Annotated in this window: 22 protein-coding genes and 1 tRNA gene; 12 read left to right on the top strand and 11 right to left on the bottom strand. The window is 72.2% G+C overall.

The features are described 5' to 3' along the window. Window positions 1-3 precede the first annotated feature (3 nt). The 5 genes from AB0947_RS26510 (at window position 4) to pknB (ending at window position 7,459) form a co-directional block, all read left to right on the top strand. Window positions 4-534 carry an FHA domain-containing protein gene (locus AB0947_RS26510; protein ID WP_225808661.1) on the top strand — a complete coding sequence of 177 codons (531 nt, stop codon included), beginning with the start codon at window positions 4-6 and terminating at the stop codon, window positions 532-534. A gap of 140 nt (window positions 535-674) precedes the next feature. After that, window positions 675-2,288: a Stp1/IreP family PP2C-type Ser/Thr phosphatase gene (locus AB0947_RS26505; protein ID WP_366752810.1), complete on the top strand. Its 1,614-nt coding sequence runs from the start codon at window positions 675-677 to the stop codon at window positions 2,286-2,288. A gap of 27 nt (window positions 2,289-2,315) precedes the next feature. Next, on the top strand, window positions 2,316-3,761 hold the full coding sequence (locus AB0947_RS26500; RefSeq protein WP_366752809.1) for an FtsW/RodA/SpoVE family cell cycle protein: 1,446 nt from the start codon (window positions 2,316-2,318) through the stop codon (window positions 3,759-3,761). Continuing rightward, window positions 3,758-5,245, top strand: coding sequence for a penicillin-binding protein 2 (locus AB0947_RS26495; protein WP_366752808.1), 1,488 nt, complete (start codon window positions 3,758-3,760; stop codon window positions 5,243-5,245). The genes AB0947_RS26500 and AB0947_RS26495 overlap by 4 nt, the downstream gene beginning before the upstream one ends. A 195-nt stretch (window positions 5,246-5,440) precedes the next feature. Further along, complete coding sequence (gene pknB, locus AB0947_RS26490) at window positions 5,441-7,459, top strand: Stk1 family PASTA domain-containing Ser/Thr kinase (protein ID WP_366752807.1); 2,019 nt, start codon at window positions 5,441-5,443, stop codon at window positions 7,457-7,459. 60 nt (window positions 7,460-7,519) lie between these two features. Here pknB and AB0947_RS26485 read toward each other — a convergent pair whose 3' ends face one another. The 5 genes from AB0947_RS26485 to AB0947_RS26465 form a co-directional block, all read right to left on the bottom strand. Next, window positions 7,520-8,275: a class E sortase gene (locus AB0947_RS26485; RefSeq protein WP_366752806.1), complete on the bottom strand. Its 756-nt coding sequence runs from the start codon at window positions 8,273-8,275 to the stop codon at window positions 7,520-7,522. 28 nt (window positions 8,276-8,303) lie between these two features. Then, window positions 8,304-9,476 carry a class E sortase gene (locus AB0947_RS26480; RefSeq protein WP_366752805.1) on the bottom strand — a complete coding sequence of 391 codons (1,173 nt, stop codon included), beginning with the start codon at window positions 9,474-9,476 and terminating at the stop codon, window positions 8,304-8,306. Next, entirely contained in the window at window positions 9,473-10,111 is a 639-nt protein-coding gene (locus tag AB0947_RS26475) for an aminodeoxychorismate/anthranilate synthase component II (protein ID WP_366752804.1), read from the bottom strand. Before AB0947_RS26475 ends, AB0947_RS26480 begins: the two co-directional genes overlap by 4 nt. After that, complete coding sequence (locus AB0947_RS26470) at window positions 10,108-10,269, bottom strand: hypothetical protein (protein ID WP_103813562.1); 162 nt, start codon at window positions 10,267-10,269, stop codon at window positions 10,108-10,110. Before AB0947_RS26470 ends, AB0947_RS26475 begins: the two co-directional genes overlap by 4 nt. A 219-nt stretch (window positions 10,270-10,488) precedes the next feature. Then, window positions 10,489-11,277 carry a DUF881 domain-containing protein gene (locus AB0947_RS26465; RefSeq protein ID WP_366752803.1) on the bottom strand — a complete coding sequence of 263 codons (789 nt, stop codon included), beginning with the start codon at window positions 11,275-11,277 and terminating at the stop codon, window positions 10,489-10,491. A gap of 152 nt (window positions 11,278-11,429) precedes the next feature. Here AB0947_RS26465 and crgA point away from each other — a divergent pair, with 152 nt between their 5' ends. Beyond that, window positions 11,430-11,684, top strand: coding sequence for a cell division protein CrgA (crgA, locus tag AB0947_RS26460; protein WP_014673794.1), 255 nt, complete (start codon window positions 11,430-11,432; stop codon window positions 11,682-11,684). A 248-nt stretch (window positions 11,685-11,932) separates the two neighbouring features. On the opposite strand, the gene AB0947_RS26455 is transcribed toward crgA, so the two are convergent. Beyond that, entirely contained in the window at window positions 11,933-12,820 is an 888-nt protein-coding gene (locus AB0947_RS26455; protein ID WP_366752802.1) for a rhomboid family intramembrane serine protease, read from the bottom strand. Between the two features lie 85 nt (window positions 12,821-12,905). Continuing rightward, window positions 12,906-13,436: a peptidylprolyl isomerase gene (locus AB0947_RS26450; protein ID WP_366752801.1), complete on the bottom strand. Its 531-nt coding sequence runs from the start codon at window positions 13,434-13,436 to the stop codon at window positions 12,906-12,908. A gap of 288 nt (window positions 13,437-13,724) precedes the next feature. Here AB0947_RS26450 and AB0947_RS26445 point away from each other — a divergent pair, with 288 nt between their 5' ends. Further along, entirely contained in the window at window positions 13,725-14,426 is a 702-nt protein-coding gene (locus AB0947_RS26445; RefSeq protein ID WP_366752800.1) for a DUF5324 family protein, read from the top strand. 140 nt (window positions 14,427-14,566) lie between these two features. Here AB0947_RS26445 and AB0947_RS26440 read toward each other — a convergent pair. After that, window positions 14,567-14,639, bottom strand: a tRNA-Ala gene (locus tag AB0947_RS26440). Between the two features lie 182 nt (window positions 14,640-14,821). Between AB0947_RS26440 and AB0947_RS26435 the strand changes: the two genes are divergently transcribed. Beyond that, a complete protein-coding gene (locus AB0947_RS26435; protein ID WP_366752799.1) occupies window positions 14,822-15,370 on the top strand; it encodes a DNA-binding protein in 549 nt (182 codons plus the stop codon). 111 nt (window positions 15,371-15,481) lie between these two features. Continuing rightward, window positions 15,482-16,840: a serine/threonine-protein kinase gene (locus AB0947_RS26430; RefSeq protein ID WP_366752798.1), complete on the top strand. Its 1,359-nt coding sequence runs from the start codon at window positions 15,482-15,484 to the stop codon at window positions 16,838-16,840. Here the strand turns inward: AB0947_RS26430 and AB0947_RS26425 are convergent. Next, complete coding sequence (locus AB0947_RS26425; protein WP_366752797.1) at window positions 16,804-18,096, bottom strand: hypothetical protein; 1,293 nt, start codon at window positions 18,094-18,096, stop codon at window positions 16,804-16,806. The two genes, AB0947_RS26430 and AB0947_RS26425, sit on opposite strands and share 37 nt — an antisense overlap. A gap of 371 nt (window positions 18,097-18,467) precedes the next feature. Further along, window positions 18,468-18,596: a DLW-39 family protein gene (locus AB0947_RS26420; protein WP_003999697.1), complete on the bottom strand. Its 129-nt coding sequence runs from the start codon at window positions 18,594-18,596 to the stop codon at window positions 18,468-18,470. A gap of 254 nt (window positions 18,597-18,850) precedes the next feature. Between AB0947_RS26420 and AB0947_RS26415 the strand changes: the two genes are divergently transcribed. Together AB0947_RS26415 and AB0947_RS26410 are read left to right on the top strand one after the other, a co-directional pair. After that, window positions 18,851-19,228, top strand: a complete 378-nt coding sequence (locus AB0947_RS26415; RefSeq protein WP_366752796.1) for a DUF6344 domain-containing protein — start codon at window positions 18,851-18,853, stop codon at window positions 19,226-19,228. Between the two features lie 159 nt (window positions 19,229-19,387). Beyond that, window positions 19,388-20,170, top strand: coding sequence for a glycosyltransferase (locus AB0947_RS26410; RefSeq protein WP_366752795.1), 783 nt, complete (start codon window positions 19,388-19,390; stop codon window positions 20,168-20,170). A 24-nt stretch (window positions 20,171-20,194) separates the two neighbouring features. Here the strand turns inward: AB0947_RS26410 and AB0947_RS26405 are convergent, their stop codons facing one another. Next, window positions 20,195-20,395, bottom strand: coding sequence for a ferredoxin (locus tag AB0947_RS26405; protein ID WP_366752794.1), 201 nt, complete (start codon window positions 20,393-20,395; stop codon window positions 20,195-20,197). 539 nt (window positions 20,396-20,934) lie between these two features. On the opposite strand from AB0947_RS26405, the gene AB0947_RS26400 reads away from it, so the two are divergent. Then, on the top strand, window positions 20,935-25,413 hold the full coding sequence (locus AB0947_RS26400) for a WD40 repeat domain-containing protein (protein ID WP_366752793.1): 4,479 nt from the start codon (window positions 20,935-20,937) through the stop codon (window positions 25,411-25,413). The last annotated feature ends 81 nt before the right edge of the window (window positions 25,414-25,494 follow it).

The following is a 25,494-nucleotide window of genomic DNA, read 5'->3' as shown; positions in this document are numbered from 1 at the left end:
GCAATGTCAGAGCTGACCCTCACGGTCATGCGGCTGGGTTTCCTGGCCGTACTGTGGCTGTTCGTGATCGTGGCCGTGCAGGTCATCCGGAGCGACCTGTTCGGTACGCGCGTCACCCAGCGCGGATCGCGTAGGGAGGCGGCCCGGCCGCAGCAGCCGGGCCGCCAGCAGACCCGGCAGCAGGCCGCGCCCCCGCCGCAGCGCGGCCAGCAGGGCGGCGGCGGCCGGCGCGGCCGCAACGCCCCCACCAAGCTGGTCGTGACCGAGGGCACCCTCACCGGCACCACCGTCGCGCTCCAGGGCCAGACGATCACCCTGGGCCGGGCGCACGACTCGACGATCGTGCTGGACGACGACTACGCCTCCAGCCGCCATGCGAGGATCTACCCGGACCGTGACGGCCAGTGGATCATCGAGGACCTCGGTTCCACCAACGGCACCTACCTGGACCGGTCCCGGCTGACGACCCCCACACCGATCCCGCTGGGCGCGCCGATCCGCATCGGCAAGACCGCGATCGAGCTGCGGAAGTAGTGCTACGTCATGAATGAGCGCGAGCGGAGCGAGCACGCAGCGGCAGGCCGCAACCCGGCCTCCGGCGCGCTCCCGACCGGAGGGTGGGCAGTGTGGCTCGACACGACCGGCTGCATTCGGAGCCGACGGGCGAGGTGCGCATGAGTCTGTCACTGCGCTTCGCCGCCGGATCGCACAAGGGCATGATCCGGGAGGGCAACGAGGACTCCGGTTACGCCGGCCCGCGCCTGCTCGCCATCGCCGACGGCATGGGCGGCCAGGCGGCGGGCGAGGTCGCCTCCTCCGAGGTGATCTCCACCCTGGTCACCCTCGACGACGACGTGCCCGGCTCCGACATCCTCACCTCCCTCGGCGTGGCCGTGCAGCGCGCCAACGACCAGCTGCGCGCCATGGTGGAGGAGGACCCCCAGCTCGAAGGCATGGGGACGACCCTCACCGCGCTGCTGTGGACCGGCCAGCGGCTCGGTCTCGTGCACGTCGGCGACTCCCGCGCGTACCTCCTCCGCGACGGTGTGCTGACCCAGATCACCCAGGACCACACCTGGGTGCAGCGGCTGGTGGACGAGGGCCGGATCACCGAGGAAGAGGCGACGACCCACCCGCAGCGCTCGCTGCTGATGCGCGCCCTCGGCAGCGGCGACCACGTCGAGCCCGACCTGTCGATCCGCGAGGTACGGGCCGGCGACCGCTACCTGATCTGCTCCGACGGCCTGTCCGGCGTGGTCTCCCACCAGACGATGGAGGAGACCCTCGCCAGCTACCAGGGCCCGCAGGAGACCGTGCAGGAGCTGATCCAGCTCGCGCTGCGCGGCGGCGGCCCCGACAACATCACGGTGATCGTCGCCGACGTGCTCGACCTGGACACCGGTGACACCCTCGCCGGGCAGCTGTCCGACCAGCCCGTCGTCGTCGGCGCCGTCGCCGAGAACCAGCACCACCTGCACGACAACGGCATCATGCAGACCCCGGCGGGCCGCGCCTCCCACCTGGGCCGGCAGGGCCAGGGACACGGCGGCGGCGAGTTCGGCCCGCCCGGCTCCGGCGACACCACCGGCTACATCCCGGCCGACGGCTTCGGCGACTACGCCGACGACGACTTCACCAAGCCGCGCAAGCGGCGCAGATGGCTGAAGACCTCGTTCTACGGCGTCCTCGCCCTCGCCGTCGTCGGCGGCGGCCTGTACGGCGGCTACCGCTGGACGCAGACCCAGTACTACGTCGGCGCCAAGGACGAGCACATCGCGCTGTACCGCGGGATCAGCCAGGACCTGGCCTGGGTGTCGCTGTCGAAGGTGGAGAAGGACCACCCCGAGATCGAACTCAAGTACCTGCCGCCGTACCAGCAGAAGCAGGTGAAGGCGACGATCGCGGAGGACGGCCTGGAAGCGGCCCGGGCGAAGGTCCAGGAGCTGGCCGTACAGGCCTCCGCCTGCCACAAGCAGGCCGAGCGCCAGGCGGCCGAACGCGCGCGGAACGACGCCAGGAACGGCAAGGACAAGACCGGCCAGGACAAGACCGCCGGTACCGGCACGACCACCGGCACCGGCGCGTCCACGGGCACCGGCACCACCACGCAGACCGCGTTCGTCAAGGCCTCCCCGACGCCGAACACGACCCCGAACCCGTCGGCCTCGAAGACGTCCCCGACGTCCCCTTCGAAGGCTCCGTCCACGACCCCGTCCGCGACCCCCAGCCCCGGCCCCACTCTCTCGGAGGACGAGCAGAAGGTCGTCTCGCTGTGCGGTAAGCAGTAGGCAAGCCGTGAGAGGCCCTGTCACACGATGAGCAGTACAACGAACTCGCCGACGCACCACACGTCCACGATCGGCGCGATCGGCGCGCCGAGCCGCCGCAACACCGAGCTGGCCCTGCTGGTCTTCGCCGTGGCCATCCCCGTGTTCGCCTACGCGAACGTGGGCCTGGCCATCGACGGCCAGGTCCCCGCGGGCCTGCTGAGCTACGGCCTCGGGCTCGGTCTGCTGGCCGCCGTAGCCCACCTCGTCGTACGGAAGTTCGCCCCGTACGCCGACCCGCTGCTGCTGCCGCTCGCCACCCTGCTCAACGGACTCGGGCTGGTGTGCATCTGGCGGCTGGACCAGTCCAAGCTGCTCCAGCAGATCCATGTCGCGGGCGGCAAGGCGACCAACCAGCTGCTCTACACGGCGATGGGCATCGCGCTGTTCGTGGCGGTGCTGATCTTCCTCAAGGACCACCGCACGCTCCAGCGCTACACCTACATCTCCATGGTGGCCGCGCTGTTCCTGCTGCTCCTGCCGCTGGTCCCGGGCCTCGGCGCGGACGTGTACGGCGCCAAGATCTGGATCTCGATCGGCAGCTTCACCATCCAGCCCGGTGAGTTCGCCAAGATCGTGCTGGCGGTGTTCTTCGCCGGCTACCTGATGGTCAAGCGGGACGCGCTCGCGCTCGCCAGCCGCCGCTTCATGGGCCTGTACCTGCCGCGCGGCCGCGACCTCGGCCCGATCCTCGTCGTCTGGGCGATCTCGATCCTCATCCTGGTCTTCGAGACCGACCTCGGTACGTCGCTGCTGTTCTTCGGCATGTTCGTGATCATGCTGTACGTCGCCACCGAGCGGACCAGCTGGATCGTCTTCGGTCTGCTGATGTCCGCCGTCGGTGCCATCGGCGTGGCCAGCTTCGAACCGCACATCAAGGTCCGTGTGCAGGCCTGGCTCGACCCGATGCGCGAGTACACGCTCAGCCGCACCCCCGGCGTCCCCGGTACCCACTCCGACCAGCTCCAGCAGGCGCTGTGGGCGTTCGGCTCCGGCGGCACCCTCGGCACCGGCTGGGGCCAGGGCCACTCCGAGCTGATCCGGTTCGCCGCCAACTCCGACTTCATCCTGGCCACCTTCGGCGAGGAGCTGGGCCTGGCGGGCATCATGGCGATCCTGCTGGTCTACGGCCTGATCGTGGAACGCGGCGTGCGCACCGCCCTCGCCGCCCGCGACCCGTTCGGCAAGCTGCTCGCCATCGGCCTGTCCGGCGCCTTCGCGCTCCAGGTCTTCGTCGTGTCCGGCGGTGTGATGGGCCTCATCCCGCTGACCGGTATGACGATGCCGTTCCTCGCCTACGGTGGTTCGTCGGTCATCGCCAACTGGGCGCTGATCGGCGTGCTGATCCGCATCAGCGACACCGCCCGCCGCCCGGCGCCCGCACCCGCCGCCAACCCCGACGCCGAAATGACCCAGGTGGTCCGCCCGTCATGAACAAGCCCCTGCGCCGGATCGCGATCTTCTGCGGCCTCCTCGTCCTCACCCTGCTGCTGCGGGACAACTACCTCCAGTACGTCAGGGCCGACAAGCTCAAGGACGACCCGAACAACCGCCGCGTCACCATCGCCCGCTACGCCACCCCGCGCGGCGACATCATCGTGTCCGGCGGCGACCCGATCACCGGGTCCACCCTGACCAGCAAGACCGGTCTGAACGACCTGAAGTACAAGCGCACCTACAAGAACGGCCCCATGTGGGCGCCGGTCACCGGCTACGCCTCGCAGGCCTTCGGCGCCACCCAGCTGGAGTCCATCGAGGACGGCATCCTCACCGGCAACGACGACCGGCTGTTCTTCCGCAAGACGCTGGACATGATCACCGGCAAGGAGCAGCAGGGCGGCAACGTCGTCACCACGCTCAACGCCGCCGCGCAGAAGGCGGCGTACGACGGTCTGAAGCAGCGCGGCGGCAAGGGCGCGGTCGTCGCCCTCGACCCCTCCACCGGCAAGATACTGGCGCTGGCCTCCTACCCGTCGTACGACCCCTCGTCGTTCGCGGGCAACACCAACGACGACGCCGCGGCCTGGAAGAAGCTCCAGAAGAAGTACAACCCCAACGACCCGATGCTGAACCGGGCGCTGCGCGAGACGTACCCGCCGGGTTCCACCTTCAAGGTGGTCACGGCCGCCGCGGCGCTGGAGAACGGCAAGTACACCTCGGCCGACGAGCGGACCGAGTCGCCGCTGCCGTGGACCATGCCGGGCACCACGACCCAGCTGAAGAACGAGGGCAACATCCCGTGCGAGAACGCGACCATGCGGGTCGCGCTCCAGTACTCCTGCAACACCGTCTTCGGCAAGATCGGTGCCGACCTCGGCAACGACAAGATGCTCGCGGAAGCGAAGAAGTTCGGCTTCGACGCCGAGCAGTTCACTCCCGTCCGCTCCAGCGCCTCGGTGTTCTCGGACGGCATGAACCAGTCGCAGACCGCGCTGTCCTCCATCGGCCAGTACAACACCGCCGCCACCCCGCTGCAGATGGCCATGGTCGCCTCGGCGGTCGCCAACGACGGCAAGCTGATGAAGCCGTACATGGTCGACTCGCTCCAGTCCTCCAACCTGGACCCGGTCGCCACGACCAAGCCGGAGGAGCTGAGCCGGCCGCTGTCGCCGAAGAACGCGCAGATCCTCCAGGACATGATGCAGACGGTCGTCGAGAAGGGCACCGGTACCCGGGCGAAGATCGACGGCGTCACGGTCGGCGGCAAGACCGGCACCGCCCAGCACGGCGTCGAGAACAGCGAGAACCCGTACGCCTGGTTCATCTCCTACGCCAAGCTCGGCGACGGCAGCTCGCCGGTCGCCGTGGCCGTCGTGATCGAGGACGAGAGCGCCAACCGCGACGACATCTCCGGTGGCGGTCTGGCCGCGCCGATCGCGAAGAACGTCATGAAGGCGGTCATCGACTCAAAGAAGTGACCGTCGTCCGCCACCGGGAGTGAGGCCGCTCACAGCTCCTTCACATCGCCGCACGTTGCGATACCGGTCCTGTATCGGGTTACGGGCTTGGCCAGGTCACACGGAACGAGCCGGGTACGGTAGGCCCGGACGGCAGCCTCCGGCCGCGCACAGGGGTGCGCGGCCGAGACCGACGGAGAGGGCTGGTAGGTAGCTATGGAAGAGCCGCGTCGCCTCGGCGGCCGGTACGAGCTGGGCCAGGTGCTCGGCCGCGGTGGCATGGCGGAGGTCTACCTCGCGCATGACACCCGGCTCGGCCGCACCGTGGCGGTGAAGACGCTGCGCGCGGACCTCGCGCGCGACCCGTCCTTCCAGGCCCGGTTCCGCCGGGAGGCCCAGTCGGCCGCCTCGCTCAACCATCCCGCGATCGTCGCGGTCTACGACACGGGCGAGGACTACATCGACGGGGTCTCCATCCCGTACATCGTGATGGAGTACGTCGACGGTTCCACGCTGCGTGAGCTGCTGCACTCCGGCCGCAAGCTGCTGCCCGAGCGCGCCATGGAGATGACCATCGGCATCCTCCAGGGCCTGGAGTACGCCCACCGCAGCGGCATCGTCCACCGCGACATCAAGCCGGCCAACGTCATGCTGACCCGCAACGGCCAGGTCAAGGTGATGGACTTCGGCATCGCCCGCGCCATGGGCGACGCCGGCATGACCATGACCCAGACGGCGGCGGTCATCGGCACCGCCCAGTACCTCTCGCCGGAGCAGGCGAAGGGCGAGCAGGTCGACGCCCGGTCCGACCTCTACTCGACCGGCTGCCTCCTGTACGAGCTGCTGACGGTACGGCCGCCCTTCGTGGGCGACTCCCCGGTCGCCGTGGCCTACCAGCACGTCCGGGAGGAACCCCAGGCCCCGTCGGTCTTCGACCCCGAGATCACGCCCGAGATGGACGCGATCGTCCTCAAGGCACTGGTCAAGGACCCCAACTACCGCTACCAGTCGGCCGACGAGATGCGCGCCGACATCGAGGCGTGCCTGGACGGCCAGCCGGTGGCGGCCACGGCCGCGATGGGCGCGATGGGCGCCGTCGGCTACGGCGGCTACCCCGACGACCAGGCGACGACCGCCCTGCGCTCGGAGCCGGCGGGAGCGACCACCATGCTCCCGCCGATGAACCCCGACGACGGCGGCTACGGCTACGACGAGCGTCCGGACCGCCGCCGCCAGCAGAAGAAGTCCAACAGCTCCACGATCCTGCTGGTGGTCGCGGGCCTGCTGGTCCTGGTCGGCGCGATCCTGATCGGCATGTACGCGTTCGGCGGTGACGGCAAGGGCGACGGCAAGGTGCCCGTGCCGTCGTTCGTGGGCCAGCCGGAGAAGACGGCCCGCAAGATGGCCGAGAACGTCGACCTCAAGGTGACCGTCACCAAGAAGGCCTGCGAGAACCAGGCCACGGGCAACGTGTGCTCCCAGAACCCGGACGAGGGCACGAAGGTCGACAAGAACAGTTCCGTCACCCTGGTGGTGTCCACGGGCGCGCCCAAGGTGACCGTGCCCAGCGTCATCGGCCTCAGCCTCAACGATGCCAAGGCGAAGCTGGAGGGGGACGACTACAAGTTCACGGTGAAGACGCAGGCCCGCGTCTCCACGGAGAGCCCGGACACCGTGCTCGACCAGGACCCGATCGGCGGCAAGCAGCGGGAGAAGGGCTCTGAGATCACCCTCACGGTCGCCAAGGCCGAGGAGAAGGTCACCGTCCCCGACGTCACCGGCAAGTCCTGCGACGAGGCGAAGGCCGAACTCCAGGGCAAGGGTCTCGCCCCGACCTGCAACGACACCCCGGTCTCCGACCCGGCGCAGGACGGCAAGGTCCAGAACACCAACCCGTCGGCGGGCCAGCAGGTCTCCAAGAACACCCCCGTCGCGATCAACGTGGGCAAGGCGCAGAACACCCAGGTGCAGGTGCCCAACCTTCAGGGGCAGAAGCTGAAGGACGCCAGGAAGCTGATCGAACAGGCGGGCCTGGTGGTCGGCAACATCACCGGCTCGCAGGACGACAACGCCATCGTGTTCACGTCGGACCCCGGCCAGGGCAACCCGGTCGACAAGGGCACCGCGATCAACCTGGTCACCGTCGGGGGCCAGGGCGGCAACGGCAACGGCAACAACGGCGGCGGCAACGGCGACAACAACAACGGCGGCGGCTTCTTCGGCGGCATCGGCTGACACGCCCCGCACACACGTGGGCCCCTGCCGGGACATCCCGGCAGGGGCCCACGCGCACGCTCAGCGCAGTTCCCTCGGCAACGTCCGCTCGGCGTCCACCTTCTGCACGCGGACCAGTTCGCCCCAGACCACGTACCGGTAGCGGGAGGTGTAGACGGGGGTGCAGGTCGTCAGGGTGATGTAGTGGCCCGGCTTCTTCCTGCCGGACTCCTCGGGGACGGCGGAGAGGACCTTGACGTTGTACTTCGAGGTCTCGGGCAGGACCGAGTAGACCTTGTAGACGTACCAGTCGTCCCGCGTCTCGAAGACGATCGGGTCGCCCTTCCTCAGCTTGTCGATGTTGTGGAACTTCGCGCCGTGCCCGTCCCGGTGGGCGGCGACGGCGAAGTTGCCCGCCTTGCCGGTGGTGGGAAGCGTGGCCTTGACCGGGTCCGTGTAGTAGCCGGCCACACCGTCGTCGAGGACGTCCGTGCCCGTGCCCTTCTCGACCAGCACCTCGCCGTTCCGCATCGCCGGCACGTGCAGGAACCCGATGCCGTCCTTGGTGTCGAGCGCGCCGGGACCGGAGTGCTGCCGCTCGGCCCAGTGCTCGCGCACCTTGTCGGCCTGCCGGTCCGCCTTGCGGTCCGCTATCACGTTCGTCCACCACAGCGAGTAGACGACGAACAGGCCGAGCAGCACGCCCGCCGTGATGAGGAGTTCCCCGAAGACGCTGAGCGCGAGGGCTATCCGGCCGGGGCGCCGGCGCGGAGCGGGATCCGGAGCCGGATCGGACGCGTCCGTGGTCTCTTCGGTCTCGTCGGCGGTCGCTGCCACTGTGTCCTCTGCCCTTGGTCGGTGAGCCCTACTCGATGAGCGCGTCCGGCTTGCCCTTGCTGCGCGGGCGTTCCTGGACCATCTTGCCCCAGACGATCAGCCGGTACTTGCTGGTGAACTCCGGTGTGCAGGTGGTGAGGGTGATGTAGCGGCCGGGCCGGGTGAAGCCGGAGCCCGGCGGGACCGGGTTCAGCACACTGGTGTTGGACGGCGGCGTCACCGGGAGCATCGAGGTCACCTTGTACACGAAGTAGGTGTCCTGGGTCTCGACCACGACCGCGTCCCCGGCCTTGAGCCTGTTGATGTACCGGAACGGCTCACCGTGCGTGTTGCGGTGCGCGGCGAGGCCGAAGTTGCCGGTCCTGGCGTCGGGCATCGCCGTCTTCAGCGGGGCCTCGCCGTAGTGCCCCACCATGCCCTTGTCGAGCACCCTCTTGTTGCTGACGCCCTCCGCGATGGGCGCGACCACGTCCAGTTTGGGGATGTGCAGGATGGCGAAGCCCTGCCCCGGCTCGAAGACGCCCGGATTGCGCTTCCCGTTGGCCCAGTCGTCCTGGAGCTGGTGGGTCTCGCTGCCGGCCTGCGCGTGCGCGCGGACGTTGGTCCACCACAGCTGGTAGGTGACGAACAGCAGCATCAGGACGCCGGTGGTGATGAACACCTCGCCGATCGCCCGGCTCGCGACGGTCGCCGGGCTCGGCTTGCGCAGCCGGGCCTGCCGCCGGGCCTCCACCCGGCTCAGGGGCCGCTGCGGGTCCCGGCCCGTCGGGGCAGCCGCCGGCTCGCGGGCGTCCCGGGGACCGCCGTGCCGCCCTCCACGCCGCTTGGCGGCCCTTCTGCGGGCCGCACGGCCGCCCGGCGCGGCCCGGGAGGCCGCGGCGGCCGGCAAGGCTCCAGAGGCCCCTGTGCCCGCCCGGGTGGCACCGCCGTCCGCGCCGTACTCCGCCGGCCGCGGAATCCGCAGCGCCATCGTCTCCTCGTCGACGCGGGGCAGGGGTGCCCCGCGGACCGCACCGGCGGCCGGGGACGCCGCGAGGTCCTCCTCCGTCAGCCGGGGCATCGGGGCCGTCGGCGGATCCTGCCGCCGCCCTGCGGACGGCCGCGTGCCGCGGGAGGACTCGTACGGCCGCGCACCGCCGGAGGACTCGTACGGGCTCCCGCCGTCGTACAAGTCCTCGCGCTCGGGGCGCAGCGCGGTCACGCCGTGGCCCTGCCCACCACCGGGGCGAGCCCCGCCGATCTCGCCACGGCGCCCTGGTCGCCGCACTCCGCCAGCCAGTTGGCCAGCATCCGGTGCCCGTGCTCGGTCAGCACCGACTCGGGGTGGAACTGCACACCCTCCACCGGCAGCTCCCGGTGGCGCAGGCCCATGATGATGCCGTCGTGCGTGCGGGCGGTAACTTCCAGCTCGGCCGGGACCGTGGCCGGTTCGGCGGCCAGGGAGTGGTAGCGGGTCGCCGTGAAGGGCGAGGGCAGGCCCGCGAAGACGCCCCGGCCCTCGTGCTCGACCGGCGAGGTCTTGCCGTGCAGCAGCTCGGGCGCCCGGTCCACCACACCGCCGTACGCCACCTGCATCGACTGCATGCCCAGGCACACGCCGAAGACCGGCACCCCGGTGGCCGCGCAGTGCCGGACCATGTCCACGCACACGCCCGCCTCCTCCGGGGTCCCGGGCCCGGGCGAGAGCAGCACGCCGTCGAAGCCGTCCTGCGCGTGCGAGGTCGAGACCTCGTCGTTGCGCAGCACCTCACACTCCGCGCCCAGCTGGTACAGGTACTGGACGAGGTTGAAGACGAAGCTGTCGTAGTTGTCGACGACGAGAATCCGCGCACTCACTGGTTGTCCACCGTCACATCGTTGAAGGGCAGCAGTGGCTCGGCCCACGGGAAGACGTACTGGAACAGGACGTAGACCACGGCCAGGATCAGTACGAGGGAGATCAAGGCCCTCACCCACGCGTTGCCCGGCAGATGCCGCCAGATCCAGCCGTACATGCCGTCCCCTGCCGTCCCTTCCGTATCCGCTACGGCACCAGACCCACGCCGTACGTCACCAGACTAGCGGCGCGGAGCCCCCGGTCCGCCTGTCTCCACAGGCTGTGCGGAGTCCGGGCGTGTACCCGGAGGTACGGAAAACAGGGTCGATCACCTCGGCATCGGCCGGCGCCGTTTTGCAGGGGTCTTTGTCGATCCGATACGTGAACCGGGTGGTCCCTACCCCACCGGCTTCGCGTAGTGCAGATCCACCGTGCCGGAGTAGCCGGGAAGAGTCACCGTCCCGTCGTCGGTGACCTTCCAGCCGAGGCCGTAGACGTTGACGTAGACCATGTAGGTCTGGATCGCCTTGCTCGCGGCGAGCGCCTGCTTCAGCCGGCCGGGGTCCCCGACGGCGGTGATCTTGTACGGCGGTGAGTAGACGCGGCCCTGGAGGATCAGGGTGTTGCCGACGCAGCGCACCGCGCTGGTGGAGATCAGCCGCTGGTCCATGACCTTGATGCCCCGGGCGCCGCCCTGCCACAGCGCGTTCACCACGGCCTGGAGGTCCTGCTGGTGGATGACCAGGTAGTCCGGCTGCGGCTCGGGATAGCCGGGGAGCTTGGCGGTGGCGTTGGGCGGGGCGTCGTTCAGGGTGACGGTGATGGCCTTGCCGGTCAGCCGCCGGGTGCCCGCGCTCTTCTCCAGCCGGCCCAGGTTCTCGTCCTCGGCCTTGGTGCTGCCGTCGTCGTTCTCGGCCAGCGACTCGACGCTGTCGCGCAGGGTCGCGTTGGACTCGTCCAGCTCCTTGTTCTTGCGGCTGCGCTGCTGGATCAGGTCGGACAGCTTCAGCAGGGAGCCGTCCTGACGGAGGTCGGTGCCCTTGGCCGTGTTGAAGCTGGTGAAGAAGATGAGCCCGGCGAGCGCGAAGACGGCGGCCGTGAGGATCCGCACGGGCCGCACACGCGGCCGGCGGACGGGGCCCGGACCCGTTGATCCCGTCCCGGGGGAGTCGGCAGAATTGCTCAACGTACCCTTATCTCCTTCGACGCCGCGGAAGCACTACGCTAACGGACGCCCGGGGGAGCACACAGAGTCGTCATGTTGGCCCCTTGTACGCTGCCCCGAGCCCGACCCAGTTACCTGCGCGGCCACGCAGCGCATCGACAGGAGAGACCCTCGTGCCGAAGTCACGTATCCGCAAGAAGGCCGACTACACGCCGCCGGCGGCGAAGCAGGCACAGGCCATCAAGCTCACCAACCGCGCGTGGGTCGCGCCCGTGATGCTGGCCATGTTCCTGATCGGCCTGGCCTGGATCGTCGTCTTCTACGTGACCGACGGCTCGCTGCCGGTCGACAGCCTGGACAACTGGAACATCGTCGTCGGTTTCGGCTTCATCGCCGCCGGCTTCGGTGTCTCCACGCAGTGGAAGTAGCTCTGCCCAGGGCTATCCGGCGAGTTATCCACAGGCCAGGGGTGCTGTCCACAATCCCCTGGGGAAAAGAAACTACGATCTGTGGATAACTCATCGGGCGTTGACGCCGGTGTGACCGGCCAACCGATCCCCATACACCTGTTCGCCCCCTGTCCGACCTGCGGAAACACATCCGAGCGACAGGGGGCGCAGCTGTGTCCGCACGCCATGCACAAGATCCGCCACAGCCTGTGGACAACGGTTCGGTATCAAGTGAGCTGAGCGGTCCTGACCAGGGCCAGCGCCACCGCCAGCACCAGGACGACGGCACAGGTGCCGTACTGCACCAGCGCCCGCTTCTCGCGCGGGGCGTGCACCATCGCGTACCCGGTCACGACACCGGCGACGAGCCCGCCGATGTGCGCCTGCCAGGCGATGTTGCTGAACCCGAAGGTGAAGAGCAGGTTGATCACCAGCAGCGCGATGACCGGGCGCATGTCGTAGTTGAGCCGGCGCATCAGCACGGCGGTCGCGCCGAAGAGCCCGAAGATCGCGCCCGAGGCGCCGAGCGAGGCCGTCTGCGGGGAGGCGAGCAGATAGGTCAGCGCGCCGCCGGCCAGCCCGGAGACGAAGTAGACCGCCAGATAGCGGACCCGGCCGAGGGCCGCTTCCAGCGGGCCGCCGATCCACCACAGGCTCAGCATGTTGAAGCCGATGTGCCAGTACTCCTCGTGCGCGAACATCGACGTCACGAAGCGGTACCACTCGCCTCCTGCGACGCCCGAGGTCGGCGCGAACGGCTTCGGCGGCCAGGCGCCGTAGAGCACCAGGTGGTCCAGGAGGGAGCGGTCGGCCTGGACGGCGATGAACACCGCGAGGTTGATCCCGATCAGGATTTTGGTGAGCAGGCGGGGGTCGGCCGTGACCGTGCCCCCGGCGACCGTGCGCGGCCGGGACGCCGCCGGCGCGTGCCCCGTGCCCGAGCCCTCGCGGACGCAGTCCGGGCACTGGAAGCCCACCGAGGCGCTGATCATGCACTCGGGGCAGATGGGCCGGTCACAGCGGGTGCAGCGCACGCCGGTCTCGCGGTCCGGGTGCCGGTAGCACACGGGCACGCTCCGGGCGGCGTCCTGCGCGCTCCCTGCGGCCTGGTCCATCAGATCCCCTTGCTTCGTCGTGTCCGTCCTCACGGTACGGTCCTGCTCCGCCCATCCTTACGGACGAGCGGCGCGTTTGGTTCCCTCAGTCCTCGCGCGTCTCCACCACCACCGTCTCCAGGACGACGTCGGTCAGCGGGCGGTCGTTGCGGCCGGTCGGCACGTTCGCGATGGCGTCGACCACCTTCTGGGAGGCCGGGTCGGTGACCTCGCCGAAGATGGTGCGCTTGCCGTTCAGCCAGGTGCTCGGGGTGACGGTGATGAAGAACTGCGAGCCGTTGGTGCCCGGCCCGGCGTTCGCCATGGCCATCAGGTACGGGGTGTCGAAGGCCAGGTCCGGCCGGCACTCGTCCTCGAAGCCGTAACCGGGCCCGCCGAGGCCGTTGCCCAGGGGATCACCGCCCTGGATCATGAACCCGCTGATCACGGAGTGGAAGACCGTGCCGTCGTAGAGCGGGTTCCTGCTCCTTACGCCGGTGCCCGGGTGGGTCCACTCGCGTTCGCCCCGGGCGAGCTCGACGAAGTTCCTGACCGTGACGGGGGCGTGGAGGGGGAGGAGCCGCACCTCGATGTCGCCGAGGGTGGTCTTCAAGGTGGCATACAGCTGCTCGGCCACGATCCGCCTTCCGTCGTCGTCCGCCGCACACCTCCGATCCTTCCACGGTCCCGCCCGCGCGTCGCCGGGCGGCCGTGACTTCCGCCGCGCGGGCGGCGCGCGCCGGTGATTCGTGGCAGTGTCGACCACGAGCCCCCCGGTGCCCCGGATCGTCGCCCCGGATCAGGCCGAAGGGGGCCGATCGGCACCCGTATGCGCGCCCGCACATGCCACAGCGGCCGCGGGCAGGCATGATCCGTAAAAGGGTGGAAAGTCGAAATACCGTACGCCACCGAGGAGGAGGAACCCGTGACCCGCATCGACAGCGTGCGCGCCGCGACCGGCTCGGCGAAGGACAGCGTGCTGCACGCCGCGGAAGTGGTGGCGCCCTACGCCGACACGGCCAAGGAGCGTGCCGCGTACTACGCGCAGGAGGCACGCGTACGGCTGGCGCCCGTGGTGTCGCAGGCCGCCGAACAGGCCCGCGTGCAGTACGACGCCCGGCTCGCCCCGCGCCTGGAGCAGGCCCGCACGCATGTACCGCCGAAGGTGGACCTGGCCGCGCAGGAAGCCGCCGTCCGCACCCGCAAGGCGGCCCAACAGGCCGCCGCCTACTCACGTCCCAAGATCGAACAGGCCGTGGCCGCGACCGCTCCGGTCCGCGACGAGGCGGCCGCGCGCGGTGCCGCCGCGCTGGCCGCGCTGCGCGGCCAGGTCTCGGCCCGGGACATCCAGAAGCTGGCCCGGCGCAACGCCCGCCGGTCCCGCACCGGCCGCGCCCTGAAGGCCGTCGTGGTGCTGACCGCCCTGGCGGGCGGCGCCTTCGCCGCCTGGAAGTGGTGGGACAAGCAGGCCAACCCGGACTGGCTGGTCGAGCCGCCCGCGGCGACGGAGGTCACCGACGAGGGGCGCATCACGTCCGTGGACGGCAGCGAGGCCCAGGCTCTGGACCCCGAGGTCCAGGCGAAGCAGGCGGAGGACGACGCCACGGGCCGCGAAGACGAGATCTGAGCGGCCGCACACATCAGCGGATTCATCAGCGGACACCAGCGGACCCTCCGGCCGTGATCGATCGGGCCGGAGGGTCCTCCCCTGCACGCGAAAATGCCCCCTGACACTGCGTTCGAGCAGATCAGGGGGCATTTCTCGGGTGGAGCCTAGGGGAGTCGAACCCCTGACATCCGCCATGCAAAGACGGCGCTCTACCAACTGAGCTAAGGCCCCGGGAAGGAGCGACCTGCCGGACGGATCACGTTCCGGCGGGCGCCGCAGACCAGAGTACCGGGTCACCCCCCGTATCCCGCAAAAAGATTGGGGGTCCCCGCGGATGACCACTCTCCGTAAGATGCTCGACGTGGTTCGCTACAGCGAACCGCGGTTTTCAGGGGAAGCGATGGGGAGACGCAATGGACGCCGCACAGCAGGAAGCCACCGCCAGAGCGCGGGAGCTGCAGCGGAACTGGTACGGGGAGCCGTTGGGGGCGCTCTTCCGTAAGCTCATCGACGATCTCGGGCTGAACCAGGCCCGGCTCGCGGCGGTCCTGGGCCTGTCCGCGCCGATGCTCTCGCAGCTGATGAGCGGCCAGCGCGCGAAGATCGGCAATCCGGCGGTGGTCCAGCGGGTGCAGCTGCTCCAGGAACTGTCGTCCCAGGTCGCGGACGGCAGCGTCAGCGCCGCCGAGGCGACCGAGCGGATGGACGAGATCAAGAAGTCGCAAGGGGGCTCCGTGCTCAGCAACACCACCCACACCACGAACAGTTCGGGTGCGCCCACGGTCAAGCGGGTGGTGCGCGAGATCCAGTCGCTGCTCCGCTCGGTGGCCGCCGCGGGTGACATCATCGACGCCGCGGACACCCTCGCCCCGAGCCATCCCGAACTCGCGGAGTTCCTCCGCGTCTACGGCGCCGGCCGCACCTCCGACGCCGTCGCGCACTACCAGTCCCACCAGAACTGACCGCGCGACCGGTCCGGGACGGGGGGTCCGGGCCGGCCGGACGCGGGGCGCGTACGGCAGGGGCGCGGTGGCGCGGGGGTTCGTCGGACCAGGGGAGGAGCGGCGGCTGCCATGGGTGAGGTCTTCGCCGGCCGGTACGAGCTGGCCGATCCGATCGGGCGCGGTGGCGTGGGCGCCGTGTGGCGTGCCTGGGACCACCGCCGCCGGCGGTACGTGGCCGCCAAGGTCCTCCAGCAGCGCGACGCCCACTCCCTGCTCCGCTTCGTCCGCGAGCAGGCGCTGCGCATCGACCACCCGCACGTCCTCGCCCCGGCGAGCTGGGCCGCCGACGACGACAAGGTGCTGTTCACCATGGACCTGGTCGGCGGCGGCTCCCTGGTGCACCTGGTCGGCGACTACGGCCCCCTGCCGCCGGCGTTCGTGTGCACGCTGCTGGACCAGTTGCTGTCCGGGCTCGCGGCCGTGCACGCCGAGGACGTGGTCCACCGGGACGTCAAGCCCGCCAACGTGCTCCTGGAGGCCACCGGTACCGGCCGGCCCCGGCTGCGGCTGTCCGACTTCGGCATCGCGATGCGGCTCGGCGAACCACGGCTGACGGAGACCAACCTGGTGGTGGGAACGCCCGGTTACCTCGCCCCCGAGCAGATGCTGGGCGCCGAACCCGACTTCCCGGCCGACCTGTTCGCCGTCGGCCTGGTCGCCCTGTACCTCCTGGAAGGCGCCAGGCCCGACGCCAAGGCGCTGGTGCGGTACTTCCTGGAACACGGAACGCCCGGCCCGCCCAAGGGAGTTCCCGAACCGCTCTGGCAGGTCGTCGCCTCCCTGGTCCAGCCCGATCCCGCGGACCGCTTCCGCACCGCCACGGGGGCGCGCAAGGCGCTCGCCGCCGCCGTCGAACTCCTTCCGGAGCCGGGCCCCGACGACGAACTCATCGAGATCTTCGACCAACTGGGCCCGCTTCCGCCCGGTTTCGGTCCCGACGGCCCCCTCCGGCGGTCCTCCGGTGTGGCGCCGGACCCGGTGCCGGGCGGGGTGGAGGAGCCGGGCGCGGCATCAGATCCGTTCGGCAGCCCAGCAATTGGGCGCGCCGGCGGTGGACCGGCCGGCCGCGGCCCGGGATCGTCGGTGCGGGTGCCTTCGACGCCCACCTACACCGGTTCCCTCTCGGACACGGGCAGCTTCCGCCTGCCGCCGCCCCAGCGGACGCCGGTCCCCCCGGTCCCAGCCCACCCGCTCCCCGTGCCGGCCCCGGCCCCGGACCCCCGTGTCGACACCGCCACCGCCGCGTACACCACCCGCGACCCGCAGGCTCCCCCGCCGTCACCGCAGGCCCCGCGAACCGCCGCCCGAGGGCGCCGGGCCCGGCGTGCCGCCCCCCGGCCCGGTCCCCCGGCCAGGGCCGCGATCCCGCTCCTGCTGCTGGCGCTCGCCTGCTATGCCGTGGGCTTCTGGGCGCTGGCCCGGGTGTGAGCCCGCCGGGCCGCCACCGTCCACCCGCCCAGGACCAGCAGCAACGCGGTGCCCGTGCCGATCCCGCCGACGGCGACCAGCCGCATCACCCGCGCGTCGGCCCCGCCCCCGGTGTTCCCGGACAGCGCGGCCCGCCGGTCCTCGTCGGTGACCGTGAAGACACCGGCCGGCATGGGCCGGCCGGCGTACGCGGGCCCCGCCTGCTGCCGTCCGCCCACCCGGACCCGCAGGGTCACCTCGAACGGGCCCTGCCCGAAGGTGCCGGCCACGTGCGCGCTGAGGTGCAGGACCAGGTAGTACGCGCCGGCGAAGCGGACGGAGGTCACCCCGGCGGGAACGGCGTACCGGTTGGTGTACTCCACCGGCGGGAGCGGTGCGAGAGCGGCGGACTTGGGGGCTCCGGTGTAGCCGAGGGAGACGTCGTCGACGTAGCCGCGGACGGGGTTGTAGAGGGAGAGGTTCAGGGCGCCGCCGACGTAGCCGTGGCCCGGGGCGCCGTCCAGGCCGGCGGAGGCGTGCAGGTGCCGGCCCCAGTCCAGCGGCACCTTGTAGAAACGGGTCTCGCCGGGGACGAGACGGGTGCGCCAGACCCCTTGTCCCACCGGGCGCGCCGTGGCGAAACCCGTGCCGCCCGAGCGGTCCCGGGGGGTGCCGGTGAGGGGTTCCGGCGTGGCGGAGTCCCAGGTCGGCGGCGCGGTGGTGGGCCCGGCGGCGGCCAGACGGGGTTCCGTGACGGGCGTGATCTCCAGGTCCCACGGCCCGGACGCGGCCGCCGTGCCGGAGCCCTCGGCGTCGAGGCGTTCGACGAGCAGGTAGTACGTCCCCCCGCCCTGGCAGAGCGCCTTGCCGGCCTCGCGCTGGGCCACGGCCGTGACCGGGCGCGGGCTGAGCCCGGCGCCGATCCGGGCGGAGGCGTAGGAGCAGGACGCGCCGTCGGCGTCCCGCAGCGAGACCCGGATGCCGTCGGTGGCGGAGACGGTGGCGTCCGCCGGTGGTACGGCGGTGACGGCGGCGTACGCGGTGTCCGCGGCGGCCAGGCGGAGGCGGTAGTAGAGCCTGCCGTCGCGGGGCAGGGAGCTGCGGTAGGTGTGGCGGGGGTCGAGTAGTCCGGCGTCCGCGGTGCTCTTCGTGCCGGCGACGGTGCGGGCGCCGGGGGCGAAAGCGTACGGCCCCGGGTGCGTGTCGGCGGCCGGCAGGGCGAGGACGGGCGCCGGCGGGGCGAGGACCGCGGACAGTGCCAGCAGCAGGCCGGTCACGGCACCCCGGGCGGCGGCCCGCCGCCGTGCCCGCGCCCGTGCCGGACACGCCGCCTGCCGCCCGGCCGCCCCGGCCCCCACCGCCGTACCGCCCCCTCGGCCCCGCACGCGCCGCACCCCCAGTAGTCGTCGGACGGCCGTGCCGGACCGGCGGACCGTGAGGCCCATCCTGCCCCGGCCGCCGCTGTGCCATCCGGGCAACGCGTACGCCCGTCCGAAACGCCCGGCACCGTCCGGCCCCGCCGTCCCGCGCGTCTACCGCACCCGCCGGGGCCCCGCAACACGGAGCAGGGGCCCGCGCGACACGGCCGGGGAACGCGAAACCCCGACCGCGCAGGCGGCCGGGGTCGGTACAGATCGGGTATCGGGACTCACGAACCCGTGGGCACGGAGTCAGTCGCCTCCGTCCACAGATCCTGCTCGGCGCGATCCGCCTGGATCTGGCGGTACACGAGGAGCCCGCCGATGGCGGCCAGTGCGACCAGGAGCAGCTTCTTCACCGCGCGACCTCGTCTTTCCTTGACGTAGGGGACCTCTGGCGCCCGACTATACACACCGACCGATATCGATCGGTGACCTGCGCCGGGGCCCGGGTCCCGCCTCGGCCGCGGCGCGAATTCCCCGCCCCCGTGCACCCGTCCGAGTGGTGTTGATCTGAACATCGACGCGCCACGGGCGTCGGTCCACCACTTCCCGGCCCACATACACATCATGAGCAAAGTACGCAAATCGCCCAACCCGAAAGTGAGGGGCCATGACCGCGCAGAACAAGGTCATGAAGCTGTGGACCGCCATCGTCACCGCCTTCCTCGCGCTGTGCACGGCGCTCGGACTCGTCTCCGCCACCACCACGACCGCCGCCGCGGCCGCACCCCGGACCGAGACCCCGAGCACCGGCACCGCGCACCGCACCATCCCGACGATCCCGGCGATGCGCCACTGGGCCTGGTCCCATGCCAAGGCCCTGCCCCCCACGATGAAGCAGCGGATCCGGGCGGAGGCCCACGGCAGGACGCCGAGCTGCCGCCACCGCCCCCTCGACGGGACACAGACGGAATCGCAGCCGCGGGTACCGGAGCAGACGGACGCCAGGTCCCACGAGCAGCACCTCTCGGACTCCCTCGACTGCTGAGCCCTCCCCACCGCTGTACCGCAACGTCTCGACCGCACGGCGACTTGCGTACGCACCAGTCGACACGAACAGACCCCCGGCCGGGTTCGGCCGGGGGTCTCGCGCTTTTCCCGGTAGGTCATCCTCGTACGGCAACGACCCGCACCCGCAGGAGAGGTGGTGAGCGCTGCCGTGAACCGGCGCGTCACCGTAGTCACCGCTGTCCACGGCCCGTCCGCCCGGTTCCTGGCGGACGCGTACGCGTCGCTGTGCGCGCAGCGGCTGCCCGCCGGCTGGGAGTGGGAGTGGGTCGTCCAGGAGGACGGCACGACGGACGCGGTCCGCCCGTACGTCCCCGACGACGCCCGCGTCAGCTTCCGCCAGGGCCGGCCCGGCGGACCCGGGGTCGCCCGGACGATCGCGCTGGCGCGCGCCGGGGGCGCCTACGTCAAGGTGCTGGACGCCGACGACCAGCTCACGCCGGGCGCGCTCGCCCGCGACCTGGCCGTACTGGAGGCGGACCACACCGTCGGCTGGACGACGTGCCGCGTCCTCGACCTGCTGCCCGACGGCTCCACGGCCGCCTTCCCCGGCGATCCCGGCGAGGGCCCGATCGAGCGCGGTACCGTCCTCGACCACTGGAAGCGGAACGACTTCCTGGCCCCGGTCCACCCGGCGGGCCTGTGCGTACGGCGGGAGCTGCTCACCGCACTGGGCGGCTGGATGGCGCTGCCCGCCTCGGAGGACACCGGTCTGCTGTTGGCGCTGGACGCGGTGAGCCGCGGCTGGTTCTGTGCGGAGCCCGGTCTGCTGTACCGCAAGTGGGAGGGGCAGGTGACGGGGCAGGCGGCCCACGTCGACCCCGCCGAGCGGGCGGCCCGCATGGCCGTGGCGGAGGCCCGGGCGCGCGCGCTCGCCACCTTCGGCTGGAACTACCCACCGGCTCCTTCCGCCGCCCGGTGAGGACGGCCGTGCCGCCCCCGGCGCCTACTCGGTGAGGACGATCGCCTGCGACGGGCACTTCTCGGCGGCCTCCAGGACCGCCTCCCGGACCCGCGGGTCCCCGGCCGTGTCCGCACCGACGGGCCGTACGACGCCGTAGCCGTCCTCGAACGCGAACACGGCCGGCGCCCGGTGCGCGCACTCGGCGGAGCCGTAGCACAGGGAGCGGTCGACGGAGACCTTCATCTGTCCTCCAGTCGGGGCGGGTGACCTCCGGGCGGTCTTCAGGGCGTCACTGCCCGGCCGCGCACCTCCCGAACCGGGCCACCGGACCGGAACGCGGCTTCGGGAACGGCGTGTGAGCCGCGACGTCCCGTCGAGCGGCCGGGTTCCCGCCCGCCCGGCACCGGTCCCTCCCCTCGTGGGGACCGGTGCCGAACGGTGCGGGGCCGTCGACCCGCGCCAAGTCGGCGGGGTGGCGCGGGTCGAAGATCGGGGACGGTTTCCGGTGCTGCGCCCGGATCGGCGCGGGTCGGCGCGGCGCGATGGGAAGTGGCCGATTTTGACCGAGAACGTTCGGTGCCATGGGCTGTCTCTCCGAGCGCTGGGCCGGTGGCCTGTCCGGACGGTGTGTGACGGGTCCGCTACCGGGTTCGGATCCTGCCACCTGTCACCCCCGTGGAGGAGGTACCGGTCTCCGGTCCGGCCCTTAACCGCAGGTCAGGCGTATAAGGTGAGTTTTCCGGTCCGGACGTCACTCGCGAGGGAGAGTAAGGGGTGGGACCTTGAGTTCCGACTCAGGGGCACGCACAGCCTTCGCCGAGCGCCTCGCGCTGCTGTACAAGGAGGCCGGAAACCCTCCCCTCAAGAGCGTCTCGGAAGCGGTCGTACGACTCCAGCGGATCGACGAACGCGGCCGGCCGGTCCGGGTGTCCGCGCAGCGGATCAGCGACTGGCGCAGGGCCAGGAACGTACCGGCCCAGTTCGCCGCCCTCGCGGCGGTCCTGCAGATCCTGATCCCGGAGGCGCGGCGGCTGCGTCCCGCTCCGGTCTCCGCCGGCCTGTACGACCTCGGCCACTGGCAGCGGCTGTGGGAGCTGGCGGTGGCCGGACCGGCCGTCGACCGGCCCGCGCCGCCCTCGCAGGAGAACCGGCGGCCACCGGCCCAGGCCCCGCCCGTCGCCGGCGGCGTGTGTCCGTACCGGGGGCTGGCCCCGTACCGGCGGGAGGACGCCCGGTGGTTCTTCGGCCGGGAACGGAGCACGAAGGCCCTCGTCGCCCAGCTCCGCGCGGCCGAGCGGTCCGGCGGACTGGTCATGCTGGTCGGCGCCTCGGGAGCCGGAAAGTCGTCCCTGCTGAACGCCGGCCTGGTCCCGGCGATCCGCGGCGGAGCCTTGGACACGGGGGCGCCCGGCGGGGCGGGGAGCGTGGGTGCCGGGGTGCATGGCGGGGCCGGGCACGCGGGCGCGGAGGCCGGCGCGGGTGCTTATGGCGGGGCCGGGCATGGGGGCGCGGAGGGTCCCGGCGAGGCCGGGAACGCGGGCGCGGGTGCTCATGGCGGGGCCGGGAACCTGGGCGCGGACACGGGGGCGAGCGGCACGGGGCCGGGAGCCGGCGGGGCATCGGTCCCTTCCCGGCACGAGACGGGCCCTCTTCGGCACGAGACGGCCCCTCCCCGGCACGAGACGGGCCCTGCCCGACAGGAGACGGTCCCCTCCCCGCGCGAGGAGGCGCCCGCACCCGCCGGGGAGGCCCCCGCCCAGCCCGCCGACCACCCCGACCGCCCCACGGGCCACCCCACCGGCCGTCCCACCGACGACTCCGCCCACCCCGTCGGCGACCCCACCGACCCGCCCGGCCCGCCCGGCCCCGTCCTCCAGTTCGTCCCGGGTGCCGATCCGCTGGGTGAGCTGGTCCGCCGTGTCCCCGAGCTCGCCGCCGTCGCCGAGGACGCCCGCAGGGCCGAGCGGGAAGCCGCGCGGAACCCGGCGCTGCCGGGCTGCGACGCCCCGCACCTCACCCGGGCCGTGCGCGAGGCGGTCGCGGCCTGGGCGGACCGCGCGACGGGCCCGGACGACCGGCCGGTCGTCATCGTGGACCAGTTCGAGGAGGCGTTCACCCTCTGCGCCGACGAGGCCGGCCGGCGCGTCTTCATCCACTTCCTGCACACCGCCTGCACCCCGCCCGCCGGCGCCGCGGGCCCCGCGCCCGTCCGGGTCGTCCTCGGCATCCGCGCCGACTTCTACGAGCAGTGCCTCGACCACCCGGAACTCGCCGACGCGCTCCAGCACCGGCACATGGTGCTCGGCCTGCTGACCGGCACCGAACTGCGCGAGGCGGTGACCGGTCCGGCCAAGGCAGTGGGTCTGGAACTGGAGCCGGGCCTCGCCGAGCTGATCGTGCGCGAGGTGAGCGCCGACGGCCCGCGCGGCGCGCACGACGCGGGTGTGCTCCCGCTGCTCTCCCACGCCCTGCTGGCCACCTGGCAGCGCCGCAAGGCCGGCCGGCTGACCCTGGCCGGCTACCGCGCGGCGGGCGGCATCCAGGGCGCCGTCGCGGCGACCGCCGAACGCGCCTGGTCCGGTCTGGACCCGGCGGCCCGCGCCGCCGCCCGGCTGCTCCTGCTGCGGCTGGTCCGGCTGGGCGAGGACACCCAGGCCACGCGCCGGCGCGGCACCCGGCGGCAGCTGGCGCAGGAGTCGTCGGACCCCGGCAAGACGGAGGAGTCGCTGGAGGCCCTGGTGCGGGCCCGGCTGGTGACGCTGGACGCGGACACCGTGGAGATCACCCACGAGGCGCTGCTGCACGCCTGGCCCCGGCTGCGGCACTGGATCGACGAGGGCCGGAGCGACCATCTGCTGCGCCAGCGGCTGGAGGAGGACGGCCGGGCCTGGGAGGACTCGGGCCGGGACAGCTCGCTGCTGTACCGGGGGTCGCGGCTGGAGCAGGCCCGCGGCTGGGCGAGGTCGGCCGGGGACACGTATCTGACCCGCAGCGCGGTGGAGTTCCTGGCCGCCTCGGTGCGGCTGCGCAAGCGCTCGGTGTGGCTGAGCCGGGCCGCGGTGGCGGCGCTGGTGGCGCTGGCCGTGCTCGCGGCCGGCACGGCGGTGATCGCCTGGAAGCAGCGCGACGACGCCGTGTTCGAGCAGGTGCTCGCCGAGGCCGACCGGGTTCAGCACACCGATCCGTCCCTGGCCGCCCAGCTCGACCTGGTCGCGCACCAGCTGCGCCCCGGCGACGAGGGCACGTACAGCCGCCTGATCTCGATCGTGAACGCGCCGCTGGCCACCCCGCTCGCCGGCCACACCGGCGCCGTCTACCTGACCTCCTTCAGCCCGGACGGCGACACGCTGGCGACGGCCAGCTACGACCGCACCATCCGGCTGTGGGACGTGACCGACCCCAACCGCCCCGCCCCGCTCGGCGCACCCCTGACCGGCCACACCAGCTGGGTCAGCAGCGCCGTCTTCAGCCCGGACGGCCGCACCCTGGCCAGCGCCGGCGACGACGGCACGATCCGGCTGTGGGACGTCTCCGACCCCGCGCACGCCCGCCCGCTGGGCACACCGCTCACCGGCCACCAGGGCACGATCTACCTCGTCGCCTTCAGTCCCGACGGGCGCACGCTGGCCACGGCCGGCGAGGACCGCACCGTGCGGCTGTGGGACGTCACCGACCCGCGCAGGCCCGGTGCCCTCGCCACCCTGCGGGGGCACGGCGCCGCGGTGCGCTGTGTGGCGTTCGCCCCGGACGGGCGGACGCTCGCGACGGGCGGCGACGACGACACGATCCGGCTGTGGGACGTCACCGCGCCCCGCCGGCCCCAGCCGGTCAGGACGCTGCGGGGGCACACGGACCTCGTGCACTCGGTGGCCTTCAGCCCCGACGGGCACACCCTGGCCAGCGGCAGCGCGGACGACACCATCCGGCTGTGGGACGTCACCGAGCCCGCCCGCGCCGCGGCGGTCGGCTCGCCGCTGACCGGCCACACCGGCCCGGTCTGGTCGGTGGCGTTCAGCCCGGACGGCGGCCGGCTCGCCGCCGCGAGCGCGGACAGCACGGCGAGCCTGTGGAACGTCAGCGACCCGGACTCCCCGTCCCAGGTCGGCGAGCCGCTCGCGGGCAGCAGCGGCGAGATGTACGCCCTGGGGTTCCGCCCGGACGGCCGGACCCTCGCCACCGGCAGCGGGGACGGCAAGGTGCGCCTGTGGTCGGTCCCGACCTCGGACATGATCGGCCGGACCGGAGCGTTCCGCCCCGACGGGCGGGTGCTGGCCACGGCCGCCCGGGACGGCAGGCTGCGGCTGTGGAACGTGACGCGGCCCGGCCGGCCCGTCCTGCTCGGCGAGCCGTTCATGCGGGCCGACGGCGACGAGCGCTCCCTGGTGTTCTCCCCCGACGGCCGCACACTCGCCGTCCTCACCGGTGTCCGGACCGTCCACCTGTGGAACGTCACCGACCCCGCCCACCCGGTCGCCGCCGGCCCGCCGCTGCGCCTGCGCACCCGCTTCATGGGCCCCGAGGCGCTGGCCTACAGCCCGGACGGCCACACCCTGGCCACCGCCTACGACGACCGCACCGTCCAGCTGTGGGACGTGGCCGACCCGGGCCGCCCGGCACCGCTCGGCAGGCCGCTCACCGGCCACCGGGGCTACATCGACAGCCTCGCCTTCAGCCCGGACGGCCGCACCCTGGCCAGCGGCAGCGCGGACAGCACGATCCGGCTGTGGGACGTGACCGACCCCGCGCACACCCGCCCCCTGGGCAGGCCCCTCACCGAGCACTCCGGCCCGGTCAACGCGCTCGCCTTCGCCCCGCGCGGCCACACCCTGGCCAGCGGCAGCGACGACGACACGGTCCGCCTCTGGAACACCGCCGATCCGGCGCGCGCCGCACCCCTGGGCAAGCCGCTCACCGGGCACACCGAGGCGGTCACGTCCCTGACGTTCGGCGCCGGCGGCTCCACCCTGGCCAGCGGCGGCAGCGACAACACGGTCCGCCTGTGGAACGTCACCGACCCCGCCTCGGCGGCTCCGATCGGCCAGTCGATGAGCCCCAACGCCAAGACGGGCAACTTCCTCATCTTCAGCCCCAAGAGCCACGTCCTCGGCGTCTCCAGCGGTGCCGACACGGTCCGGCTGTGGAGCCTGGACGCCGGCACGGCGATCCGGCACATCTGCTCGGTCACCCGGGGAGTCCTGACCCCCCGGCGCTGGCACGAGTACCTGCCGCGCCTGGGCTACGACCCCCCGTGCGGTCGATGATCGGCCAACCTGCCCCTTTCCCCCCGGACTTGGCCCCACACAACCGACAACCTTGTTACCCTTGGCCATAGCCCGATCGCT

The sequence above is a fragment of the Streptomyces sp. NPDC047841 genome, assembly GCF_040704085.1.
Taxonomy (GTDB): domain Bacteria; phylum Actinomycetota; class Actinomycetes; order Streptomycetales; family Streptomycetaceae; genus Streptomyces; species Streptomyces argyrophylli.
This window is presented reverse-complemented; position numbering and strand designations above follow the sequence as displayed.